The 25,395-nt window shown below is 37.0% G+C and carries 17 protein-coding genes; 6 read left to right on the top strand and 11 right to left on the bottom strand.

Features of this window, described 5'->3' with window-relative positions; all coding sequences use genetic code 11:
• Nucleotides 1-105: 105 nt before the first annotated feature.
• Both gltB and IV36_RS02225 read left to right on the top strand, forming a co-directional pair.
• Complete coding sequence (gene gltB, locus IV36_RS02230; RefSeq protein ID WP_056990589.1) at nt 106-4,578, top strand: glutamate synthase large subunit; 4,473 nt, start codon at nt 106-108, stop codon at nt 4,576-4,578.
• A gap of 13 nt (nt 4,579-4,591) precedes the next feature.
• On the top strand, nt 4,592-6,016 hold the full coding sequence (locus IV36_RS02225) for a glutamate synthase subunit beta (protein WP_056990588.1): 1,425 nt from the start codon (nt 4,592-4,594) through the stop codon (nt 6,014-6,016).
• Nucleotides 6,017-6,206: 190 nt separating this feature from the next.
• Here the strand turns inward: IV36_RS02225 and IV36_RS02220 are convergent, their stop codons facing one another.
• From IV36_RS02220 to treR, 11 genes are all read right to left on the bottom strand, one after another.
• Nucleotides 6,207-7,583, bottom strand: a complete 1,377-nt coding sequence (locus tag IV36_RS02220) for an amino acid permease (protein WP_420864913.1) — start codon at nt 7,581-7,583, stop codon at nt 6,207-6,209.
• A gap of 247 nt (nt 7,584-7,830) precedes the next feature.
• Nucleotides 7,831-8,658, bottom strand: a complete 828-nt coding sequence (locus IV36_RS02215) for an undecaprenyl-diphosphate phosphatase (protein WP_056990586.1) — start codon at nt 8,656-8,658, stop codon at nt 7,831-7,833.
• Nucleotides 8,659-9,444: 786 nt separating this feature from the next.
• Nucleotides 9,445-10,047, bottom strand: a complete 603-nt coding sequence (locus IV36_RS02210; RefSeq protein WP_056990585.1) for a hypothetical protein — start codon at nt 10,045-10,047, stop codon at nt 9,445-9,447.
• A gap of 30 nt (nt 10,048-10,077) precedes the next feature.
• Nucleotides 10,078-11,223: a galactonate dehydratase gene (dgoD, locus tag IV36_RS02205; RefSeq protein WP_056990584.1), complete on the bottom strand. Its 1,146-nt coding sequence runs from the start codon at nt 11,221-11,223 to the stop codon at nt 10,078-10,080.
• 58 nt (nt 11,224-11,281) lie between these two features.
• Nucleotides 11,282-12,658: a PTS galactitol transporter subunit IIC gene (locus IV36_RS02200; RefSeq protein ID WP_056990583.1), complete on the bottom strand. Its 1,377-nt coding sequence runs from the start codon at nt 12,656-12,658 to the stop codon at nt 11,282-11,284.
• A 50-nt stretch (nt 12,659-12,708) separates the two neighbouring features.
• Nucleotides 12,709-12,996 (bottom strand): PTS sugar transporter subunit IIB, encoded by a 288-nt coding sequence (locus IV36_RS02195; protein WP_056990582.1) that lies wholly within the window; start codon nt 12,994-12,996, stop codon nt 12,709-12,711.
• 49 nt (nt 12,997-13,045) lie between these two features.
• Nucleotides 13,046-13,510, bottom strand: coding sequence for a PTS sugar transporter subunit IIA (locus IV36_RS02190; protein ID WP_056990581.1), 465 nt, complete (start codon nt 13,508-13,510; stop codon nt 13,046-13,048).
• A 14-nt stretch (nt 13,511-13,524) separates the two neighbouring features.
• Nucleotides 13,525-14,151 carry a bifunctional 4-hydroxy-2-oxoglutarate aldolase/2-dehydro-3-deoxy-phosphogluconate aldolase gene (locus IV36_RS02185; protein ID WP_056990580.1) on the bottom strand — a complete coding sequence of 209 codons (627 nt, stop codon included), beginning with the start codon at nt 14,149-14,151 and terminating at the stop codon, nt 13,525-13,527.
• 9 nt (nt 14,152-14,160) lie between these two features.
• On the bottom strand, nt 14,161-16,194 hold the full coding sequence (locus IV36_RS02180; protein ID WP_056990579.1) for a BglG family transcription antiterminator: 2,034 nt from the start codon (nt 16,192-16,194) through the stop codon (nt 14,161-14,163).
• 430 nt (nt 16,195-16,624) lie between these two features.
• On the bottom strand, nt 16,625-18,304 hold the full coding sequence (gene treC / locus IV36_RS02175) for an alpha,alpha-phosphotrehalase (protein ID WP_056990578.1): 1,680 nt from the start codon (nt 18,302-18,304) through the stop codon (nt 16,625-16,627).
• Nucleotides 18,297-19,061, bottom strand: a complete 765-nt coding sequence (gene treR / locus IV36_RS02170; RefSeq protein WP_056990577.1) for a trehalose operon repressor — start codon at nt 19,059-19,061, stop codon at nt 18,297-18,299. Before treR ends, treC begins: the two co-directional genes overlap by 8 nt.
• A 194-nt stretch (nt 19,062-19,255) precedes the next feature.
• Between treR and IV36_RS12580 the strand changes: the two genes are divergently transcribed.
• The 4 genes from IV36_RS12580 (at nt 19,256) to IV36_RS02150 (ending at nt 25,395) form a co-directional block, all read left to right on the top strand.
• Nucleotides 19,256-19,741 (top strand): PTS sugar transporter subunit IIA, encoded by a 486-nt coding sequence (locus IV36_RS12580; protein WP_056990576.1) that lies wholly within the window; start codon nt 19,256-19,258, stop codon nt 19,739-19,741.
• Between the two features lie 15 nt (nt 19,742-19,756).
• Nucleotides 19,757-21,223, top strand: coding sequence for a PTS transporter subunit EIIC (locus IV36_RS02160; protein ID WP_415586894.1), 1,467 nt, complete (start codon nt 19,757-19,759; stop codon nt 21,221-21,223).
• 281 nt (nt 21,224-21,504) lie between these two features.
• Nucleotides 21,505-23,310, top strand: a complete 1,806-nt coding sequence (locus tag IV36_RS02155; protein WP_056990575.1) for a PTS mannitol transporter subunit IIBC — start codon at nt 21,505-21,507, stop codon at nt 23,308-23,310.
• Nucleotides 23,311-23,325: 15 nt separating this feature from the next.
• On the top strand, nt 23,326-25,395 hold the full coding sequence (locus IV36_RS02150) for a BglG family transcription antiterminator (protein WP_056990574.1): 2,070 nt from the start codon (nt 23,326-23,328) through the stop codon (nt 25,393-25,395).

Below are 25,395 nucleotides of genomic sequence, written 5' to 3'. Positions count from 1 at the left end.
GTCTTGTGTTTTTTTTATTTTATAACTAGAATTAAAAGAACATTAGAGTGTTTAATCGAGATTTTATTTTATTGAAGTCAGATTGTTAGCAAGGTGGGAACAGAGATGGAGAATTTCAATAATACGATGTATAGTCCATCCTTTGAGCATGATGCTTGTGGGATGGGGTTTATTACCCAGATTGATGGGAAAGCAAGTCATGAATTAATTGAGCGTGCTCTTATTATGTTGAGGAGAATGAATCATCGTGGTGGTACGGGCTCTGAACCGGATACAGGTGATGGAGCAGGTATACTATTTGCGATGCCTGATAATTTCTTTAGAACATATGCTAGTGAGCAAAAGATAAACCTACCGGCTTTTGGGGAATATGCTGTTGGGATGTTTTTCCTACCTCAAAAGCAAAATGAAAAAGAAGCAATGCTTTCATCTATTGAGGATGAAGTCAATAGTGCTGGGTTTCGTGTTATTGGGGCAAGAGACGTTCCATATGTATATGAAAGTTGTGGACCAACAGCTCAGAAAACAATGCCGGGCTTTGTACAGTTAATTATTGGGAAACCGTTTGATATAGCTCCAGGAAGAGAGTATGAGGACTCCCTTTACCGTTTGCGTAGACATCTGGAAAAGACTTTTTCTGCCGAAGAATTTGCAATCGTTAGTCTATCAAGTAAGACAATCTGTTATAAAGGAATGCTGCATGCATATCAAGTAGGAGAATTCTTCCCAGACTTGCATGATGAATCTATGGAATCTGCAATTGCATTGATTCATTCGCGTTTTTCCACCAATACCTTCCCTAGTTGGGAACGTGCGCAACCATTTAGATTTATTGCTCATAATGGTGAGATTAACACTTTGAAGAGAGCGGAAAATTGGATGGTAAGTCATAATATAGAAATATATAATGATGAAGATTCTGATTCGGCTAAATTGGAAAATTGTATGGAATATCTATATCGAAATGGTAGAGACATTCCTCAGATTCTGTTGATGATGGTTCCAGAGGCTTGGGGTAAAGATGCCCATGTGTCCGCAAAGCAGGCGGCATTTGATGAATACAATGCAGGATTTGTTGCACCATGGGATGGTCCCGCAGCTCTTTGCTTCACGGATGGTGTTCAGGTTGGCGCAGCATTAGATAGAAATGGACTACGACCATCAAGATATAATCTTGTAAAGGGTAATTTTTTAGTAGTTGCTTCCGAATCTGGTGTCTACGATGTTGCTCCCGAGGATATTATTGAAAAAGGAATTCTAGGACCGGCTGATATGATTCTTGTAGATACTAGTCTGGGCAAGTTCTACAAGACTGCTGAAATCAAAGAAAAATATTCGAGCAGTCAACCATATGCTAAATGGCTTAAAGATGAGCAACTAACACTTGATGATTTGTCAGAAGCAGATGTTGATGAAAACATTTCAGAAAGCGCACTGCGGACTTTATGGAGACGTCATGGATACACAGAAGATGTCATTCGCGATGCACTGATTCCAATGGCTCAAAAAGGTGAGGAACCGGTTATTTCAATGGGATATGATTCTCCACTGGCGGTGTTAAGCAAGAAACCACAATCGCTATTTACCTACTTTAAACAGCAATTTGCGCAGGTCACAAATCCACCTATCGATGCAATCAGAGAGAAGCTGGTTATTGGAACTGAGATGTTTCTTGGCGCAGACGGAGATATTACAAAGGATGTTCCTTTGAATGCGAAAAAGATTAAGCTTGATTCACCAATTTTGGACTTAAAATCATATGAGAAATTAAGACATCTGAACGGAAAAAATGGATTTAAGGCCGCAATTATATCAATTTGCTATGATACTGCACCACGTCCGAATCGTTTGGAACAAGCATTGGACAACATGTTCAAGGAAGCTGAATTGCAAATTGAGCAAGGTGCAAACCTGTTAATTCTGAGTGACCGAGGCGCTACAAGAGAACAATTGATCATTCCCGTGTTATTGGCAGTTTCAGGCTTGAATAATTACTTGGTACGTAAAGGGAAAAGAGAATTAGCATCAATTATTGTTGATACGGGTGAGGCCTGCGAGATTCATCATTTTGCAACATTACTTGGATACGGCGCATCAGCAATTCACCCATATGGTGCATATGCAACATTACTTTCTTACAATCTAGGAGATAAGCTTGAAAATTATCGAAAAGCGGCTGAAAAAGGGATTGTTAAGGTTATGAGTAGAATGGGAATTTCCACCATTATCGGTTATCAAGGTGCTCAATTATTTGAGGCTGTTGGTCTGTCAGAGAAGGTAGTCGATAAGTACTTTACTGGGACCGAAAGTCGTATTGGTGGTTTGACCCTAAACCAAATTGAAGAAGAATATCTTGTGAGATATCGCAAGGCATTTAACACAAGAGCGGTTGAGGATTTACCATCAGGTGGCAGTTTCAAGTATCGTATTGATGGTGAACATCATCTATATAATCCTTTGACGATGTATAAATTTCAACAGGCCGTACGTACAGGAAATTATGAGACTTATAAGGAATATGTTGAAGATGTGCGAAAAGAGGAACTGGATTCACCAACGACACTCCGTTCTCTTTGGGAGATCAAGGGAACGAATGGTCCGGTACCTCTGTCTGAAGTTGAACCGGTTAGCCAAATTGTGAAAAGATTTAAAGCTGGAGCAATGAGTTTTGGCTCACTTTCTAAGGAAGCTCATGAATGTATTGCACAGGCTATGAATGAATTAAATGCTAAGAGTAATAGCGGTGAGGGTGGCGAGAATCGTGCAAGATTTAAACCACAACCGGATGGAAGAAACCTTAACAGCAAGATAAAACAGGTTGCATCAGCAAGATTTGGTGTCAATGCTGAATATTTAATGAGTGCTGAAGAGTTGCAAATTAAGGTTGCTCAAGGTGCCAAGCCCGGAGAAGGGGGACAACTACCTGGAACTAAGAATTTCCCTTGGGTTGCAGAAATCCGTGGTTCTGTTCCAGGAGTTCGTCTGATTTCACCTCCACCGCATCATGATATTTATTCAATTGAAGACTTGAAACAGTTGATTCACGATTTGAAACAAATCAATCCCTTTGCGAAGATAACCGTCAAACTTGTATCAAGTACGGGCGTAGGAACAATTGCTACAGGTGTCGTCAAGTCTGGAGCCGACAAAGTAACCATCAGTGGCTACGATGGAGGAACCGGTGCTGCCCCACGTAATTCTGTCAGGGATGCAGGTCTCCCATGGGAGATGGGATTAGCAGAAGCACATCAGACTCTTGCTTTAAATAATTTGAGACAGCGAACAACAATTGAAACTGATGGTAAGTTAATGACGGGCCGTGATGTTGCTATTGCGATTATGCTTGGTGCTGAAGAATTCAGTTTTGCATCGCTGGTGTTGGTCTCAATTGGATGTATTATGATGCGGGTATGCAGTCTCAATACGTGTCCGACGGGAATAGCAACGCAGAATCCAGGATTGCGCAAACTATTTATAGGTAAACCAGAGCATGTAAAAAATTGCATGAGATTTATTGCCCAAGATTTACGTGAGGAAATGGCCTCATTGGGTTATCGTACAATCGATGAATTGGTAGGACACACTGAAAATATTACTCCAAGATTTATTGCCAAAGGCAAAGCAAAATCGCTTGATTTTTCTAGAATTTTAAGTACATCTGTTGGAATCAAACGTAAGTCGGTTGATCCATTTGTACCTAAATACCAATGGCCAGAACTGAATGCTTTTGCTGAAATGGCACTGGCAAGTAAACAGCCAGTAGTTATCAAACAACCAATCAATAATCGAATGCGGACTGTTGGAGCAAGAATGGGCGGCTGGATCGCGCAACGCTTTGGTAATGATGGATTGCCTGAGGGACAAATTAAGTTTGAGTACACTGGTGTCGCCGGACAAAGCTTTGGTGCATTTATTACGCGTGGATTGGAGCTAGATCTGACGGGCGAAGCGAATGACTATGTTGGTAAGGGTCTAAGCGGTGGACGATTGGTAGTCCGAGCACCTAAAATTGCCCAACAAATCTATAGCAATGCGCCAATTGTTGGAAATGTTGCATGTTTTGGCGCTACTAGTGGTGAGGCATTCTTCAATGGACGAGCAGGTGAGCGTTTCTGTGTTAGAAATTCGGGTGCACATGTGGTTGCAGAAGGAATTGGAGATCATGGCTGCGAATACATGACAAATGGAATTGCGATGATCCTAGGTTCAACCGGAAGAAACTTTGGTGCTGGAATGTCTGGCGGAGTTGCGTATGTATATGATCCCGCGAGCAGTTTCCCACAACAGTGCAATTTAGAAATGATTGAACTATTTGATATTGCTAATAATGATCAGGATAAAAGAATTGTAAAGGACTTGTTGCGTAAGCATTTTAGATATACTGATTCACAAAAGGCCAAGTTCATTCTGGATAACTGGGAAGTAGAAGCAGGCCATTTTGTGAAGGTATATCCTAAAGAATTTAGACATATCAACGAAATTATGGCTAAGTATGCAAGTGAAAATGTTACTGAAGAAGAGCTGAAACAAAAAGCATTTGACGAAATTGTGGGTGTTCAGCCAACTATCATGAAGTAAGGAGGAAACGAAGATGGCAGATCCATTTGGTTTTTTGAAATATCCGCGTGTAGATAACCCTACACGTTCTGTAGAAGACCGAATTAAAGATTTTGCAGAAATGCAGAATTCACTTAGTGATGAAGAACGACGTAAGCAAGCTGCCCGTTGTATGAACTGCGGAGTTCCGCATTGTCATGCTGGTTTCTTCTATGCTGGTGGTAAGGCTGTTAGTGGATGCCCCAACGATAACCTGATTCCTGAATGGAATGATTTAGTGTATCGGAGTGAGGATAAACGAGCCTTTGAACGATTAACAAAAACTAATCCTCTTCCTGAGTTTACTGGGAGGGTATGCCCTGCACCTTGTGAGGCGGCTTGTAATGAGGCACTTCATGGCAAAGGGATTACAATTAAAGACAATGAAAAGTTTATTATTGAACAAGGATTTAAATTTGATTGGGTTAGAGAAAGTGGGATGCCACTTCATAGAAATGGTATTAAGATAGCGATTGTCGGAAGCGGGCCAACGGGTTTATCTGCCGCTTGGCAGCTTAACAAATATGGGTATGATGTGACCGTGTTTGAGAGAGATGATCGCCCTGGTGGGTTAGCAATGTATGGTATTCCAAATATGAAGCTTCCTAAAGATATCGTTGCGCGTCGAATTCAGGTAATGAAAGATGTTGGCATAAAATTCGTTGTGAATACCAATGTTGGTGTCGATATTACGGCTGATGAACTCAAGGAAAGTTTTGCTAGAGTGTTATTGACTGTTGGTGCACGTCAGGCTCGCGATATTAACGGTGAGGGTCGTGAATTGAAAGGTATCATGCAAGCACTTGATTATTTGACATTGGCTACCAAGGAAGTTTTGCACGATGGTGTAGCAGCAAGTAAAAAATTAGCTGGTAAGAAGGTTCTGATTGTTGGTGGTGGTGATACTGCAACTGATTGCATTGCAACTGCAGTAAGGCAAGGAGCAACAGACATCAAGCAGCTCGAAATCAGTCGACAGCCTCCTTTGAAGAGACTATCGAGCAATCCATGGCCAGAATGGCCGATTGTTTCTAAGAAAGGTTATGGGCAAAAAGAGGCAGACAGTGTAATCAATGGAGATTTGACCATTTATGAGACAACTGCCACTGGTTTCAAGGGTAGAGCCGGAAAGATTAAGAAAGCTGTCATAAGCAAGGCACGCTTATATAAGCCAGTTCCTGGAACCGAAAGAGAATTAGATGCTGATTTTGTAGTAATTGCCCTTGGATTTACGGGTGCTGAGAGATCAGTTATTGATGCCTTTGACATTACCGAAATGAATAAAGACTTTACCACGGATCAAGAAAGAGTCTATGTAGCTGGTGATGCACGTCGTGGTGCTAGTCTTGTAATTTGGGGTATTTACGAGGGGCGGATGGCCGCTGATATGATTGATCAATCTTGTCAGGTTAAGGTATAAAAAAATTATGGGTTTCATGTGAAACAAAAGTTATTGCAAAATGCCTATTAAAAATATCGTTTTGATATTTTTAATAGGCATTTTGTGTTGAGCTAAAAGTAGTAGAACTTATTATCAATGACAGATTTTGTAGAATTAATACTTGGACATTTTTGAAACAATTATTATTTCTTGGAATAGCCAATTTAAATTATATTTGTTTATGCCTGCTTATTGAGATGAGACTGTACAAAGCAACTATCCAAATGATTGCTCCTACTGCTCCTGGAATATCAGCAGGAATTAGGAACAAACTAATAAAAACTAAAATAAAAAAAATAATAGTGGCTACACTCGTAATTTTATAAGCTGGCATGAGGAAACCATTTGATAAAAAGTCATTAGAGATTCGATACTTACGATGTGCAAATAAAATAAGAATGTAAACTATAATGTAGAGGTCACTAGAAGCTCCAGTAACAATTGTAAAAGCTTTGTTAATTCCTTTCAAAAGGCTCATTAAAGGTGCAATCAATACCAATGTGGCCGAAACTATAATCGCTCTTGTTGGAACTCCATTTTTGGAAATGTGAGCAAATCTTTTTTTTAACCAATCTTGATCTGATGTTTCAAGAGCTAATTGGTAAAAATGGCGGCCAGCAGAAAAAATAGAGCTATTCAAAGCAGAGGCAGCTGCTGTTAAAACAACAAAATTAATTATAGCTGCCGCCGCTGGAATTCCTGCTAGCCGATAAACTTGTACAAAAGGACTTTTTTCTGCAGTCAGTACATGCCATGGAATGATGCACATAATTACTACAAGAGACCCTATGTAAAAAAGGAGAATTCGTATGAGAGTTTCGTTAACAGCTTTGCGAATTATGGAGTGCGGTGATTTAACTTCACCAATTGTGATACTGATAAACTCTATTCCTTGAAAAGCAAAGAAAACCATCGGAAAAGCAGTAATAAAATTAAAAATTCCTTTTGGAAATAATTGATAACCTGTGAGTATATTATTAACACTTGCATGGCCCAAAGGAGTTTTTGTTTTTGTAATTATCATAAAAATACCAGTGACAATAAGTGCGGCAATTGCAATAATCTTAATCATTGCAAACCAAAATTCAGCTTCACCAAATAAACGAACTGCAACTAGATTAATTACAACTAGTATGAATAAGAAACTTAATTCAATAAGCCATGCAGAAAAATCGGGGAACCAGTATTTCACATAAGTTCCTATAGCAGTTAATTCGGCTGTTGAAAGGAAAATAAGACCTAGCCAATAGGTCCAACCTGCAAAACATCCAATCGTATCTCCTAAATAACGAGAGATAAATGCAACAAAAGTATGTTGTGAAGGATCAGAATAAAACATTTCGCCAATAGCACGCATCATGAGAAAGAAAAAAAGTCCTAGAATTAAATAAATCCATAAAACTGAAGGCCCTGTTTTATAAATAGTAGTCCCGGCCCCTAAAAATAGACCGGTACCGATAGTTCCACCAATTGCGATCATCTGCACATGACGATTACTTAATGAACGGTGAGTGCCATCTTTATTTATTTCTGTTTTTTTAATAATTATAAAGTACCTCCTTGTTATACCTTATCTAGTTTATATTTTTTTGCTATTATAGTAAAATTCATCACTTTTGTTTAAACTGAAAAATGGCCAGAACTTACTTATAAATTTAAGTACTTTAGATTAATTCAAGAATTTTGCGATCATTTTCCGAAAATAATAAAAAAGCTGAATCAAAATTTAACTTCTGATTCAGTTTCTTATTTTTTAAAACTCATAACATAATTTCTCTTATAGCGACTAACAATTAATGGAAAATAAGGAAGTATCCAATCACGATGACACCTAAGACAATTCGATACCAACCGAAAACCTTGAAATCCTTATTTTTAATGTAATTAAGAAGGAATCTAATGGAAATATATGCTACAACAAATGAAACAATGACACCAACTGCAAGGATAACCCCTTGGAGCCCAGCCAAGCTTCCGCCATGACTAAAGAACTTATAGAGTTTAAGTAAGGATGCACCAAACATTGTTGGGATGGCTAAGAAAAATGAAAATTCCGCAGCTACGTAGCGGGAAGTTCCAACCATGATTCCACCTAAAATGGTAGAACCTGAACGAGAGGTTCCTGGAATCAGCGAAAGGACCTGGAATAAACCAATGATAATCGCCGTTTTATATGATAACGTATTTAAATCTGAGAATTTTGGTTGAGTATGTGCATTGTGATTTTCGATGATAATGAAGAGAATACCATAAAAAATCAATGCAATTGAAACGACTAACCAGTTCATCAAGTGCGAATCCATCCAGTCATTCAACGGTAAACCAATGATAATCGAAGGAATAACCGCAATGATAACTTTCTTCCATAAGGTCCATGTTTGCTTCTTTTCAAGTGGGCTTTTTTTTGATGCCCACGGATTTAACTTGGTAAAGTAAATAACGACAACCGCCATTATGGCACCCAACTGAATTACCACATTGAACATGTCCACAAAAGCCTTTGACTGTTCCATCTTAATGAATTCATCGACCAAAACCAAATGCCCTGTGGAGCTGATGGGCAGGAATTCTGTAATACCTTCAACTATTCCAAGAATAATTGCTTTTATAATGTCAAACATATAACTTCTCCTTCATAACTAAAAAGTTTTCACACTTCATTATGATACTTCATTTTAGACAGATAAACAATTTAGGTCAACCGGAACAAGTAATTAAAATCATACAATTTCAGCAAGTTTATTTCTATTTGGGTCAATCATTAGAACCTTTTTGTAAATTATTTGGTCTGTAGTTGGGGAATATATCTGTAATAAGCTTGTAAATATAGTATAAAACCGTATTTTTCTAGTGTTACCCATCGCTAACATTGTTTCTCAAGTATTGAATATTAACAAATTATTTAAGAATTACTAAATTAGTATCCATACTGATAATGTCTATTATCACGATTCCTTCGTATTAAATCTTGGACATACCTACAGGCTTTAAATGTTTCCTTGTAGGTTTGTTTGACTGCTACAGAGGGGCTTACCAATACTTACCTTCTCAACAATATTTGTGGAGCCAATAAGGAGAAACCTAACCCACAAAACTAGGTAATGAAACAATTAAAGAGAAAAAGGGATTGTCATAATTGGTAAATCAAAATGATAACCTTATGAGGAATTTCTTGCATGCATAATGGTGGGGACAATTATCCATGTAAAGATCTTCTGAATTTTTTTTACAATTAAAGAATAGGAAACTTAAGAGAACATACAGTTTCAAACTGACGTGTCTTAGCCAAATCTGAGTACTAAAACTAGTCTGATTAGCGGGAGAACAAAGAAGACCAAATCAAAATAACTTTTGACCCAGTCTCTAATAAGAGTTTCTTATCTAAATTTTAATGACCAGCTGCTTTATCAATTTCTGTGGCGAAATTTAGTTGTAGCATCATTTTTCTTTTGCCAAGGCAAACGATTACGCTGGGGACGATTTCTTATTGCTTTAAGTAACTCCACTTGACGGTTATGATCATTTTGCGAGTTTATTTCCTCTAACCGACCAAACTCTTCACTTGTGAGCAATTTTACATTTTGAGGTAAGTTTAATTTTAAAAACTTACGGATTGTCGAGATAGGTTGGTCAAATATCAAGAAATAGCTGCCACCTTTTTGCGACCAAAAAGTTACCATTACGCCTTGCTTAATAGTTTCGGTGATGATACGGTCATATCTACTATAAGCGCTGGCATGCATTATTGAACCATAAGTAACTACTTTATTTTTACCAAGTCCTTGATTATATAAACCAATGCTTGCAATCAACACAGCTAGAACTACAAGTCGAATGTTGCTAATGGTGTTAGTTGACCAAAATAAGGTTACAAGCAAAATCGCTGCTACAATTGCTAATACGATTTTAATTTTTGATGATTTACTTTTAATTGCCAATTTATGTTGTTGTTGGAACTCAAGGTAAAGTAAAATTAGAATTAGAATTGTTGTAGCAGAAACATCAATCATAAAAAATATTCCCCTTTCGTTGTTAATAAATTACCATTCAGCAATTGTACCATCATAGTTTTTCCATGATGGATTACTCCAGACCAAGCCTTCTTGAGCTACTTCTTTGATCTTATCTTCATCCATATCAATGCCAAGTCCTGAACCTTTGGGTAATTTAACATAACTGTTTTCATATGCAAATATTTCTTTATTTTTAACAAAGTCTAATAAATCAAATCCTTGGTTATAATGGATTCCAAGGCTTTGTTCTTGAATAAAGACATTTGGCGTGCAAGCATCAATTTGGAGAGTTGCAGCCAATGAAACTGGGCCATAAGGTGCATGTGGGGCACAAGCTATATCAAAAGCTTCTGCCATTGCTGCAATTTTACGTGTTTCAAGAATACCCCCACAAAGAGCTACATCGGGTTGGACAATGTCAATAGCTCCTTGTAAGAAGAGATTTTTAAATTCCCAACGTGTATAAAGTCTTTCGCCAGTTGCAAGAGGAACAGATATTTCACGGGCAATATCATCAAATGAATCCCAATTTTCTGGTAAAACAACTTCTTCAAGAAACATTGGATGATAAGGTTCAAGAGCATGTGCGAGAACTTTCGCCATTGGTCGATGAACTCTGCCATGAAAATCAATACCAATTTCAAGTTTATCTCCAACTTGTTTGCGAATTGAAGCCACTCTGTCAACAACCTCTTGTACTTTATTATAAGAGTCAATATAGTGTAATTCAGATGTAGCATTCATTTTAATAGCTGTGAACCCCTTGTTGACACGAGCCTGCGCTTGCTTAGCAACATCAGAGGGTCTGTCACCACCAATCCAAGAATACACACGAATACGATCACGGGCTGCACCACCGAGTAATTCGTAAACTGGTAGATTTAATGTTTTTCCTTTTATATCCCACAGTGCCATCTCTAAGCCAGATATAATCGTACCATTAATTGGACCACCACGAAAAAATGAACGATGCATTTCTTGCCAAAGTCGTTCTATTTCAAATGGGTTGCGCCCAATTAATTTTTTCCCCATTTCGCGTGCCCCTGCGACGACTGTTTCAGTTTTTGTCCCAGAAATCATCTCACCCCAACCAACAATTCCCTCATCAGTCAATATTTTGACAAATATCCAACGGGGCTTAACCTTATAAACTTTAACATCTGAAATTTTCAATTTAAAAAAACCTCCTCCAAATTTTTTGTACGCATACGTATATCCTACGCAACTTAATTTAAGCATTTATTTTTTGATTATTTTGTTCATCCATAGCAGCATTGACATGTTTTATGCCATCGAAGAAATACCATACACCAGTGAAAATGATAAGCAATACTGGAATTGATAGTAACGGATGCCATGTGAATGCAAAGTAAACAGCGAAACTCTGAACCATTGAAGTTGCAGCAAATGATGAAATGTATAATGAATTAGCACCCAGTTTAATTCCTACCGATTTTGCGATTGCAGTTAATACAGGTGCTGTTGAAGTACCACACCATAACAGTGACGCAGTAACGACAAGGCCAATAATAATATTTTTGAGCAAGTTACCATTTGTTAAGGCAACTACAAGAGCTACACGGAAAGGAACAACTGCCAAATCAGCAAAGGGGAGGACTTGATTGCCTGGCAAAATTAATGCCATTAAGATAGTTAATGGGATTATAATCAGTGCTGTTGTGATAACATCAGCATTCCCAACAACGACAGCCGCGTCCAAACCAATAAATAATTGACGCCCTTTGAAACGTTTTTGTGACCAGTTTTGTGCAGAATCAGAAATTGGCATTAATCCTTCCATAAATAGAGATGTCATCTTAGGGATTAAGACAAGCACAGCTGCCATCGAGACACCTAACTGCATGATTTTCATAAGATCATAGCCGGCAAAAAATCCGATAGCCATTCCGATTAATAAACCCATAATCATGGAATCTCCAAAAAATCCAAGATATTTTTGAGCATCACGAATGGAGAATTTATTTTTTCGCATAAAAGGAATACGATCTAACAGCCAGTTCAAGGGCCAAGCGATTACCAATGAAGATAATGCAGAGACTGTTGGTAGAGAAACACCAGGCATTCCAAAAAATTTTTCAGTCATTGGTTGGGACCAGTCAGCGAGCTTAAAAGTAATAAGAGACATTACAACTGATGCACCAACACCAAGTAAAATGTTTTTGGTAACAAAATATACCATAACTCCAACGATTGCCATATGATGGTAATTCCATATATCAACATCAAGTGTATGCGTTCTTTTTAAAATTAACAAAATAATGTTTACTGCCAAAATAGCAAAAATCAGAATTGCAATGATGGGGGAAGCCCATGTGACAGCAGCGATTGACCCCCATCCGACGTCTAGTGCCGTTAGGTGTGCGCCTGTGCGTTCAACCATTGCTTTTGCTGCAGGTCCAACATTAGTCGTCATGAAGTCCAAGATTAGTTTAATTCCTGCAAAACCAATTCCTAAAGTAAGCCCAGATTTGAATGACTTATCAATTCGTAGGCCAAAAATCATTCCGATAATGGTGATTATTACAGGTAAGAGAACTGTAGGACCAGCAGCAATTAACCAATTAAATACATCCATTATTATATGCATAGTGAAATTACCCCTCCATTTAAATAAGTAAGCATTTTACCGTTCATTAATTATTTATCTTTAATAACATTATAAATTTCATTCAAGGTACTTTCTGCACCAACACCTGTTAAGATTGGTAAACCATGTACATAGGGTACATTATGTGTTTTTCCTTCAAATTGACCAGTTGTAACTAACAAATCATAATTTTCAATCTTGCTAGGAACTTCCATCAATTTTGTTTGTGTTGTTTCAACTGTAATATTTTTATCAGCTAAAAAGCTTTTAATCTTTGATGCAACCACCGTTGAAGTTGCAATACCGTTACCACAAGCTACTAAAATACGAGCTACCATAATATATTCCTCCTAATTAGAATCTGAATTCTTACTAATATATAATTAGTTATTTAAAAAGTTCGTTAAATAATTGGTATAGTTCAGTTGAATTATGTGCATTAAAAATCTTGTTGCGTAAACTATCATCTTGAATGACACTAACAATTTTTTGCAACATCTCTACCTGTCCATGAGGTTGCCCAATTGCCATCATGATAATGACATCAACATCAAGTATATTATTAACATCACCCATATCATGAAATTTCACTGGATGGGATAATGTAGCCACTGAGATTGTAGTTTTCTTTACCAATTTATAAGCAGCATGTGGAATAGCTACTATTGGCCAATGAGAAGGTAATCCTGTTGGATAATCTTCTTCCCTTTCAAGTACAGCTTGACGATAATTCTTTTCTACATAGTTGTAGTTATATAAATTATCAGCAATTTTACCCAAGGCATCTAGATTATCTTCTGCATCTAAGTGTGTCAAAAATAAGTTTTTATCAAGAGTTAAATCAACAACCACGGATATATTCCTCCTTAGAGCATATTTTTTATGCCAATAAAGGCTTGTAAAGAAGTTGATAAACCATTAATGTTTTTATTTATCAAGTCATCTTTATTGAATAGATTCGACCCAATTCCGAGATAGCTAGCACCGGTGGTTAGAAACTCTTTAGCATTTTGTAGTTTTACTCCACCAACAGCCATTAGAGGTAGGTTTCCAAGAGGAGCTTGTAAAGCCTTGAAAAAACCTGGGCCAACTGTTGTTGCAGGAAAAATTTTGACGATGTCAGCTCCTTTTTTAAACATTTCATGAACCTCTGTCGGAGTCATTGCAGCGGGAACGGTAATTACCCCCTTTTTATTTGCATAAGTGAAAATTTCATCAGAAAATTTGATAGGGCTTAACATAAACTTTGCTCCCGCAGCAATCACTGATTTAGTTTCATCTAGGGTGGTCACTGTTCCAGCTCCTATTTTGATTCTATTACCGTACTTTTGGTTACCATCTCTAATAATCTCAAGTGCCTTTGGCGTATTCATTGTCACCTCAACACCAAATTGATTTTCAAATCCATCCATGGCCTGCATAATAGTATCGGCTTGATCGGGTGTGTAGCCTCGCATGATAATGGTAAATGTGGGATATTCAGATAATTTCATAATTTCCTCCTAACTATTTTGTGAACAATAGTTTTGAAAAATATTGTAAATTTGACGATTATTTTCTGAACTATAAATCATATTCAGTAATGATTTATTACTTATAATTTCTGTAAGTTCTTGAATTGCTTTAAGATGTTTATCGGTATCTTTTACTGCAATAGGAACAATCATTTTAATTTTAAAGCCATTTGGATAAATAATAGGTTCTTTAAGAACAAAGAAGCTAAATCCATTTTTGAGAACACCATTTTCGGGAATAGTATGGGGAATTGCCACATGCATTCCTAGAAAACTATAATTCTCTGGAGAAGCAGTTTCTTTAATCAAAACTTCTCGCCAATCAGCTGTCACATAACCATATTTTATTAAAGGATCAATAGCCTGTTTAAGAGCTTCTTGCCAATCATGAGCATTACCAATCTGAATCAATCTTGGCGCAGTAAAAGCTGCTAAAGTTGATTGTGTTGTTTTTGGAAGTTCTGCAATAGTTTGGTCAGCCAAAAATTGATGAAGGCTCTTTCTAAGTTCTTTATAGTCAAGTATTTTAGCGCTTTTTCGGATAATCGACGTAAGCTCCTCAACGCCTAGTTGAATATTCTTGACGCCGATGTCATTAAGAACTTGATAACGTAATTGAGCTTGTTCTGTTTCACTTAGTAACGGATGAATAATATATTGTCTTGCGTCAGTTTTAAGAGGTATTGTTGTAAAGACAAGATTATAATCACCAGAAAAATGTTCGAACTCACGTGCAGATGTAGCAGATAGAAAGCTTATATCAGGAAATAACCTACGTAGATTTTGTATCATTAATTTGGAAACAATCAAACCATTTGTACAAACAACCGCTGCACGTTCCTTACTTGTATGCAATTTAGAAAATTTTTCCAACTCTCCAGCAAAGTAAAACGCAATGAGATTTCGTTCATCTGTTGGGAATGTTTTGCCAGTTAATTTTTCGAGTGGCTCAATGATGATATTAATGGTTTCCATTAAAAAGTGATGTCGAGAATTAGAAATCACTACCTGATCAATGCCAATATCTTGCAAATGTAGATTATAACGAACACGGAAAATGGCTGGTCGAAGATGTGTTAAAAGGCGGGTTACAAAATCATTCTTATCTACAATTTTTATAAAAGTTCGTTGTTCAAATTTATCTACCATTACATGGAGAACGTTGATTAGCGTTTCATTTGTGATATTAGTTCCACAATGTATTGTATTGGCAGAAAGTAATAAGATGATAAGCCATTCAGCATCAGAATTACTCGTTATCCAATTATTCGGGATTAGTTGACGTATTTGAACAAATTCTTGCGTATCATCAATTTGATGTTCAAAATAATGGGTATTTCTCGATACGTGTGATAGATTTCTAGTTACATTCATGGATATTATCAACATCAGAAAGTTAAAAGATTCGTCCGAGTATGTTATTTTTTGAACATGTTCAAAGTTGTGAATGAAATGTATTACAGGTTCAATTGAGACTCGGCCCAATTGTTCAACTACACTATGGACATCATCATATGACAAGAGCTGAGTGACTAAATAATTAAGCAAATTACGTTTAGTTAGCTCAGTTCCCTTGATGAAATAACCTAGCTTTCTTGTATATTTCAACTGTAAGTCTCGGTTGTCGAGAAACTTTTCTACAGATTTCAAATCTACAAAAGCGGTAGTTCTGCTTACCTTATTCAAATCATAGATATGGGTTAATGAAATTAATTCATCACTTGTTAGGAGATATAAGCAAGTAATTAAAATGCGTTCTTTCTCTTCTCGATATGTTCCATGACTGATTCCAGTAACCGCTTCCAAATTGAAAAGTTCTGTAATCTTATTTGATGTAATAAATTCACCGCGTGGTGTACGTTCAATTTTTGGTAATTGTTGGTCAGCCAAATCCTGATTAATTTGCGATAATGCATAAGTTAACTGCCTCCTTGTAATATGCAGTTTATTTTCTAAATCACCACTTTTCAAATTAGGATTTTTAATAATTTCAAAAAAAATTTGTAGATTACGTTTTTTCACGATAATTATCACCTCCAAGCTCAAGTACATTATAGGCCAAGATAATTTTTTTTGAGCACGCTTTCATTTTAACTTTTGTACATGTACGCCAATAAATTAGTGTACAAGGTGTACTTTTAGTAATAAAAAGCACAAAATAATTACTTTTTCAACACGTTCAGCATCTGTAACATTGACATTTTTAGAATAAATATTTTTAAAAGTTACGTTAAAGAAAATGATTGTGAAGATAAATATTGGATAAAACATAATAGAGAAAATGGTAGTTGTGAATACTTTACAGATAGCTTATGTTACCAATTAAATAAGTTATGTATATTGGTAATAAATTTGATTTTAATTAATAAGCAGAACAGTAAAAATTTTATGAAACAAAAAAGAGATTAGCAAGAATTCGTACTAATCTCTTTTAATTTAAAGAATTCATGAATCAGTTAAACTTAAATACAAGTGCCTCATAAGGTTTTAGTGTTATTGAACTGGGTAACTCCTTCAAAATTCGCTGATAATTCGAAAGAAGAACCGTGCCTGGGCATTGCAAATATTGTGAAGGTAATTCAAGGGATGCAGGTTCGTCATAAAAGTTAGTAAGGACAATTAACTCTGAATCATCCAAATATCTACTATAGGCGAAGATGTGTTTGTCTTCGCGCAATAATGCTTTAATGTGTCCATCACTAATCAGAGGTTCATTCTTTCGAAGCGTAATCAATTTCTGATAAAACTTGAATATTTCACCATGTTTTAATTCTGCAACAACATTTATTGTGTCTTGATTAGTAGAAGTTAACCACGGCTTTTGAGTTGAAAAGCCAGCGTATTTATCATCTGTCCATTGCATAGGAGTCCGACTATTATCGCGGGACTTTTGTTTAACGGCTAGAAAAGCATCATGAGCGGAGAATCCCTTTTTTTGTAATATGTGATATGCGTTTTTGCTCTCAATATCAACATATTCATCAATTGAAGAATAGTCTGGATCAATCATCCCGATTTCTTCACCCTGATAAATAAATGGAGTCCCACGAAGGAGCTGAATAGCGGTCGCTAACATTTGTGCTCCTTGTGTCCGGTATTTACGTGTATTACAAAAGCGGCTAAGTGCGCGAGGTTGGTCGTGATTATTCCAGAATAATGCATTCCAGCCATTACCTTCATCAAGCTGCTCTTGCCAAGTGAAAAGTAAGTTCTTGAGCTTGCTGAAGTCAGGGGGAATGGTCTGCCATTTGTCACCATTTTTGTAATCAACTTTAAGATGGTGAAAGGTGAAAACCATAGATAGTTCTCGGTTATTAGGATTCGTATATTCAATAGAATTTGCAATCGTGGTAGAGGACATCTCACCGACTGTTATGACTTCAGAATCTTGTCCAAAACTTGCTCGATTTAGTTCGTGTAGATATTTGTGAACAACTGGAGTATCAGTGTAGAGCTTCTTTTCGTCGTTTTCATCACCGTTGGAATCAGTAAGAATTTCGGATTTACCAATAACATTAAAAACATCAAAACGAAATCCGGTAACTCCTTTTTTTCGCCAAAAATTTATGATATTAGCGGCTTCTTTACGAACGTCTGGATTGTGCCAGTCAAGGTCTGCTTGAGTTGGATCGTATAGATGTAAATAGAACTTGTCAGTATTTCCAAACTTTGCCCAAGCTGGGCCGCCAAATTTGGATTTCCAGTTAGTAGGGAGAGTACCGTCTTTTTTTGCTGGGCGAATATAGAAATACTTTTGATATTTTTCATTTCCAGCGAGTGCCTTCTGAAACCAGGGATGCGAAGTTGAACAATGGTTAAAAACCATATCCAACATTACACCAATATGATTAACCCTCAGTTTTGATACTAGTTCTTCAAAATCTGCCATCGTACCGAATAATGGGTCAATATTGTAATAGTCTGCTATATCATAACCATTGTCGTTTTGCGGTGAAATGAAAAATGGATTGAACCAAATCATATCAATATGCAAACTAATTAAATAGTCAATTTTTTCAATTATTCCACGAATATCACCAATTCCGTCTCCGTCACTATCGTAAAATGACTTGGGATAAATTTGATAAATTACCTTTTTTCCTAGTTTGGTGAGTATTTTTTCTTTATTCATAGCGATGCTCCTTTAATTCATCATGAATCATGATTTTCCGTCGTCTGGCAAAATCAACGAACTTGAATTTTTTAGGATGATGGTATGATTTTGTAACTTGCAAGAGATGAGTGTTTCCAAGGTAAGTAAAGCTTTTTACCAAGACGGCTAAATTGTTGGGGCTTAACATTAAATCGGTGCTAATTTTTTCAGAGACTTCCTCGACTGTAATTTCTTTTGTGGCGTACGAAATTTCTAAGCCCAGCTCATTTTCAAGATAATCATAAATCGAATCTTCAGCAGCTGAAATCGGTAATTCAGCAACAGGAGGACTTAACAAATAGTCGATATCTAAGACGGCAGGTTCATTTTCAATCAAACGAAGACGTTCAAGATAAAATGCATCCTGTGTTGGTAAGGAGAGCCCCGCCACTAGTGATTTTGGGAGAGTCCTTTTTTCCAGTTGGAGTACTTTGGTGCTTGCATGCATATTAAGTGAATTATTCAATTCCTTGAAGCTAGTAATTCCGGAAATTGGAAATGTAAATCTTTGAATGTCTAAAACAAGTGATCCGCGTCCCTTTATTTTTTGAATTAAGCCAAGTTCTGTCAATTGCTCTAAGGACTTTCTGATTGTTTCACGAGAAGTTCCATATAGATCACAAAGCTGATGCTCACTTGGTAAAAAACTTTTGGGAGAATAAATACGATGATGAATTTTTTCTGCAATGTCTTTTGCGATAATATCTTGTTTACTTTTATTCCTTTGCAAGATCATCCCTCCTTAAGTAATCGGTTTCTTTTTATTATAACATTCCTGTATATGCAATCAATAAATATATTTTACTTGATAAAGTTCTTTTTTAAAAGGGATATATGAGGGGTACAAACCCAATATGTTGACAGATGTATATACAAGTTATAATATGATAGTGAAATTATGTAAGCGTTTGATATATGGAGGCGATTTCGATGTTCGGTTTTAAAAAGAAAGTAGATATATTAGAAGTTCGTGCACCTGTTTCCGGAAAACTGGTTGCGCTTTCTGAGACAAAGGATCCGGTTTTTTCTACTGGAGCAATGGGACAAGGGTTTGCTATTGAGCCAAGTGATGACGCAATTGTATCCCCTTTTGATGGCAAAATAACTGTGATTGCGGAAACAAAACACGCTATAGGAATGAAAACTGCTGAGGGTTTGGAAGTACTTCTTCATTTGGGAATTGATACTGTTGAGTTGGGAGGAAAACCATTCGAAGTTTTTGCTAAAGTTGGTGATAAGGTAAAAAAAGGTCAGAAACTGGCATCAATGAATAGGAAAGATATTCAGGATAAAGGTTTATTAACAACCGTTATGGTGGTTGTAACGAATTCTAATGATAAGATTGAGACACTTGAGATAGAGGGAAAAAGTTGTGCTGTTGGGGACGTTATTGGAACTCTGAAATTAAAAAAGTAGATAGGAGGAATTACGATGGCAAATAAGGATTATTCAAAGTTGGCCAAGAAAATTGTCGCTGACGTAGGTGGAGAAAAAAACGTAGACAACTTGATTCACTGTATTACAAGATTACGTTTTTACCTAAAGGACGAAAGTATTGCAAAGGATGATGCATTAAAAAATACCGATGGTGTGATTGATGTCATAAAAGCATCAGGACAATACCAGGTTGTTATTGGTAATGAGGTAGCAAATGTATACGATGCAGTAGTTGATGAATTGGGACCAGAATTTGCTAAGAAGTTAGATTCTGATGGCGAAGCCGCTAATGATTCAAAAGAAGCAGATCCAGACAAAAAAGGAATAATGCATTATATAAATAAGTTAATTGGAGTCATTACTGGATCAATGACACCTGTAATCGGAGTTATCGCTGCTTCTGGTATTATTAAGGGAATCCTGGCATTATTGACACTACCACAATTAGGGCAATTATTAAGTGCAAAAAGTACATTATATCTTACCATTAGTGCAATGGCAGATTCGGCATTTTTCTTTCTACCTATTTTTGTAGGATTTGCGGCGGCCCGATATATGAAAGGCGACCCGATTATAACAGCAGTAATTGGTGGAGTTTTAACCTATCCGCAAATCATTGAATGGGGCAGCAATTTTAAGACAATGTTTTCAATCGGTGGTTTTAACTTTCAATTTCTAAATTATACGTATTCAATTTTTCCAATGATTCTAGCTGCTTGGTTTGCGAAAGAAATTGGCAATTGGCTTAAGAAAAATCTTCCAAGTTACTTGCAGATGATTTTTACGCCATTGATCACAGTCTTAATTGTAAGTACAATCACGCTTGTTATTACAGGACCTGTTATTCAGGGGGCAGCTAATGGTATTGCTGACTTTATCAATTGGCTCGTTCACATTTCTGGGTGGCTTGGTGGAGCAGTTATTGGTGGCTTCTATCAGGTATTAGTAATTTTTGGATTGCATTGGGGAGTCGTACCATTAGTTGCACAGCAAATTTCTGGAAGCGGAGAAAGTGCACTGAATGCAATTATTTCTGGAACAATGGTTTCTCAGGGTGCTGCAGTATTGGCAGTTGCAATTAAATCTAAAAAGGATGATATCAAAGGTCTCGGTTTTGCAGCAGCTATTTCAGCTTTTTGTGGTGTAACTGAGCCTGCGATATACGGTGTGAACCTGCGTTATAGAAGGGTATTTGTTTCAGGCTTGATTGGTTCAGCAGCCAGCGGATTTATCACAGGTTTGATGCACGGAAACATGTTTGGGTTCACAGGTTCATTGATTGGTTTTTCATCATTCTTTAATCCAAAGAATGCCGCAGACTTGAATAGCTTTTATGCATTCCTGCTTTCTAGTTTGGCCGCATTGGTTGTCAGCTTCTTAGTTACTTGGTTCTGGGGCTATAATGACCAAATGCAGGCGGGAACGAAAGTTGAAAAGAAGAAGAATCCAGCAAAGGCATAAAAAATCCAAAAAGCTACACGTAGAATTCAATACAAGTTGACAGAGTATTGACACAAAACTTCGAGTTATGGAGTACATTTATAGGTAATTAATAAAGGAACTAGATCAAAAGCTGATTTTTGATTTAGTTCTTTTTTGTAGGAAAAAAATGGGAATAATGTGTATGTGAAATTGTGAGCTTAGTCTGACACGAGATTCTGTGACTTAATGGCATTTACTTTATCTTGAAAACGCTTGCAACAGGACAGTAAAATAGAAGATGTAAAAAGGAGGGATTTTTAATGGAAATGAAGAAATCAAGAAATTCACTTAAGGCTAAAATCCAGAAACTAGGTACCAGTCTTAGTGGAATGATCATGCCAAATATAGCGGCAATTATTGCTTGGGGGTTAATTACTGCTATATTTATGGCAGCTGGGTGGATTCCAAATAAGCAGATAGCGACGCTAATTGATCCGATGCTTAATTATATGATTCCGCTTTTAATTGCTTATGTTGGTGGTAGAATGGTCTATGAAGAACGCGGGGCAGTTGTAGGTGCAATCGCAGTAATGGGTGTGATTGTTGGCTCTAGTGTTCCAATGTTCTTAGGAGCAATGATCATGGGACCACTTGCTGGTTGGAGTATTAAGAAGTTCGATCAATTGTTTCAAGATAAGATTAAGTCCGGTTTTGAGATGATCTATAATAATTTCTCAAGTGGAATTTTAGGAATGTTATTAGCAATTTTTGGAGTTTTTGTAGTTAATCCACTTGTAACTGCCGGAAGTAATTTCATGAGTAAGGGTGTGGATTGGATTATCTCTATTCACATGCTTCCTCTTGCAAATATTTTCATCGAGCCTGCGAAAATATTGTTCTTGAATAATGCGATTGGAAATGGGATTTTAGTACCTTTGGGTATTCAACAAGCTTCTCAATCAGGTAAATCAGTGTTGTTCCTTCTGGAGTCTAATCCAGGACCCGGAATTGGTATCCTGTTAGCATTTATTATTTTTGGTAAGGGAACAGCAAAGGCTTCTGCACCAGGAGCTGCTATAATTCAGTTCTTTGGAGGAATTCATGAGATTTACTTCCCATACATTTTGATGAAACCAGCATTGGTCTTTGCAGCTATTGCAGGTGGGGTAAGTGGAACATTCACTTTCCAACTTTTAGGCACAGGATTAAAGGCAGCTGCATCCCCTGGTTCGATCATCGCGATTTTATTGATGACACCAAAGGGTAATTATTTAAAGATTTTAACGGGTGTTCTGGTCGCAGCTATTGTATCTTTCGTGGTTGCATCGATAATCTTGAAGTCTGATAAATCAATGACTGATGAGGACGACCTTGAAGCACGTCAACGACAGATGGATGCAATGAAGGCTGAGTCAAAGGGTGGTACTGCAACTGTTACAACTGGTCAAAGTGCTACAGAACAAGTTAAGGAATATGAAGATGTTAAGAAGATTATTTTTGCATGTGATGCTGGGATGGGTTCTTCTGCAATGGGAGCTTCCTTATTAAGAGATAAGGTTAAAAAAGCTGGTATTACAAATATCCCTGTTACCAATACTGCAATTAGTCGTTTGAAAGATGAAGACGGTCTGCTTGTTATTACGCAAGAGGAACTGGCTGAAAGAGCTTTACAAAAGACACCAGGGGCAATGCATATTTCGGTTGATAACTTCTTGAGCAGTCCTAAGTATGATGAAGTAGTCCTTAACTTGAAAGCATTGAATCAAATTGCTCCAAGCGAAGAGAAAAAAGACATTTCTGACGAAAGTGCGACTGCTGAGACGGGGATACAAAATATAGATTTTAAAGTACTTAAAGAAGTAGACTTTATTCATCATGATCAACAAGTTGGTTCTGCTACAATGGCAGCATCAATGTTCAAGGATCGTTTGAAGAAAGCCGGTAGAAAGATACCGGTTAAGAATATTGGAATAGATGAACTGGAAGATAGCAAGGATAGATTGGTTATTGTGACAAAAGAAGCAGAAAAGAACCTCAAATTGAGATATACAAACGTTCAGATCTTGAGTGTATCTAATTTGCTTGAAGCTGACGAATATGATTCGGTTGTAGCACATTTAAATTAAAAAGGATGATGTAGCTTGATTTTATTGTCAGAACGCCAGAAAAAGATTCTACAAAAGCTGTGCAAACACGATGAGGGTGTTTCAATGGCTGCAATTGAAGATTCATTGGTGATTAGCAGAAGGACGGTGTACCGTGAATTCTCAGAACTAAAATTGTATCTTTTGCAGCATGGCTTAAGGATTGAAAGTAATGATGGTCGCTACTGGCTGAATGGATCAGACGAAAATCGAAAGAAATTAATGACTGAACTAAATAATCAAGCTGCGGAGGTTACGCTATCAAGTAGTCAGAGACAAGCTGCAGTTGTATGCATGCTTTTACTTGGCACCGAACCAATTAAAATATTTTCTTTAGCCATTACATTAGGAGTTAGTGAAAATACTATTCAAAGAGATTTGAAAAGCATTGCAAAAGCCTTGGAAGAATACGGAATAGAAGTCGATGCGAAAAAGTCTGTTGGTGTTCAAATCACAGGTGAAGAGGTACAAAAACGGTTGATATTGTGTGGAATTCTCACAAGTGAAATCAACGAATATGAGTTTTTTGACTATTTGAACTCCACTGATGAGAAACCAGCTAAGAGTTTCTTTCTGAATTTACTACCAAGAGAGATCTTGTTCGAATGTGTCACAGCTCTCAAAGAAACGATGATAGAACATAATACAAAATCAGATGTGCAAGAAGTACAGTGGGTTTTGTTGGTTGCAATATCGATATTGCGAATGAAGACAGCGGTAATTAATAGTTATTCTGCAGCGAAGCAAAAGGGCATTTTCAAATATCGCCAGGAAGTTTTGACAATATTAGACAAATTCGGAAGTAAGATAAAGGAAAAAATAACTTCTGGAGAGATCGACTTTTTGGCAGTTCAACTGAAGGGTCTTGATTATCACTTTTCAAACGAGAGTTGGTCGAATGACTACGATTTACAGATATCATACGATGTCAAGGAATTGATCAAGTGGGTCTCGGATGCATTTGGTTGGAACTTTGGTCGTGATCGAGACTTATTTGATAGGCTTAGCAAGCATATTACCCTATTGCTGAAAAGTAATACACTCAAATTGCCTAATACAAGAATCGAAACACTTGAAAATGTTAGCCAGCAATATCAAGAACTCTATAAGGCAATTCAAGGTGCTTTGAGCAAAACCTTTCCCGAGTTTACTTTTACACCGATGGAAGAACAATTGATACTATTGTACTTTGCGAATAGTTATACCAGTGATTCCAAAATACAAAAAATGAAGACGTTAATTGTGTGCCCCAATGGAATCGGGACAGCAAGTATTTTAAAGAGTCGTCTGCAAAGAGAAATAGCTGAGATTCATACCGTGAGAATAGCAAAGGTCTCAGAGCTTAATAACGTTGATCTTGGTCAGTATGATTTAATCCTGTCAACAGTGAGTCTTCCCGGCTTTAGCTGGAATTACTTAGTGGTTAGTCCGCTTCTTCTAGATGAAGAAGTGCAGCAGGTTAAGGCTTTAATCAGAAAACTTGGTGGGCGCCGCGAGTATGTGGAAGAACAAAACAAAAAAGTGGCAGATGCTGTATACGATAAGGGACAGGAGAAATTGACGCTATTAGCCCAAGAAGTAAATGAGGCAAACGAGTTCGTGGAATCAGTCGAAATCTCTAAGATTAATAGTACAGGTGACTTAGGAAGTACATTGGACTTGATACTTGAGGTAATTTCGGAAAAAGTTACAAGCGAAAAACAAGAAATAAAAGCAGAACTTTTAAAGAGAATACAACTAGCTCCGGTTGGAATTCCAAGAGCAACGATAGCATTAGTCCATGCTACAAATTTAAATGTAAAGAGGCCTTTCTTTAACATTTATGACCTTACGGAGCCAATTGACATGTTGGCAATGGACCAAGCTCCAATCAAAGTAAGTCGAATTCTTTTGATGCTAGGTCCGACTCCGATGACAGATTTTCAGAATGTTTTAATGGGGACGGTCAGTGGAGCAATCGTAATGAGTAATTTTACTACGGGTATTTTTGAAAAAGGTAATCAGGAACAAGTTCGCGACCTGATAGCTACGCAATTTTTGGAACAAATTGAAATAAAAGGAAAGTGA

The sequence above is a fragment of the Liquorilactobacillus mali genome, from assembly GCF_001437155.1.
Lineage (GTDB): Bacteria > Bacillota > Bacilli > Lactobacillales > Lactobacillaceae > Liquorilactobacillus > Liquorilactobacillus mali_A.
Note: the sequence above shows the minus strand (reverse complement) of the source record. Positions and strands in the feature narration are given on the sequence as shown.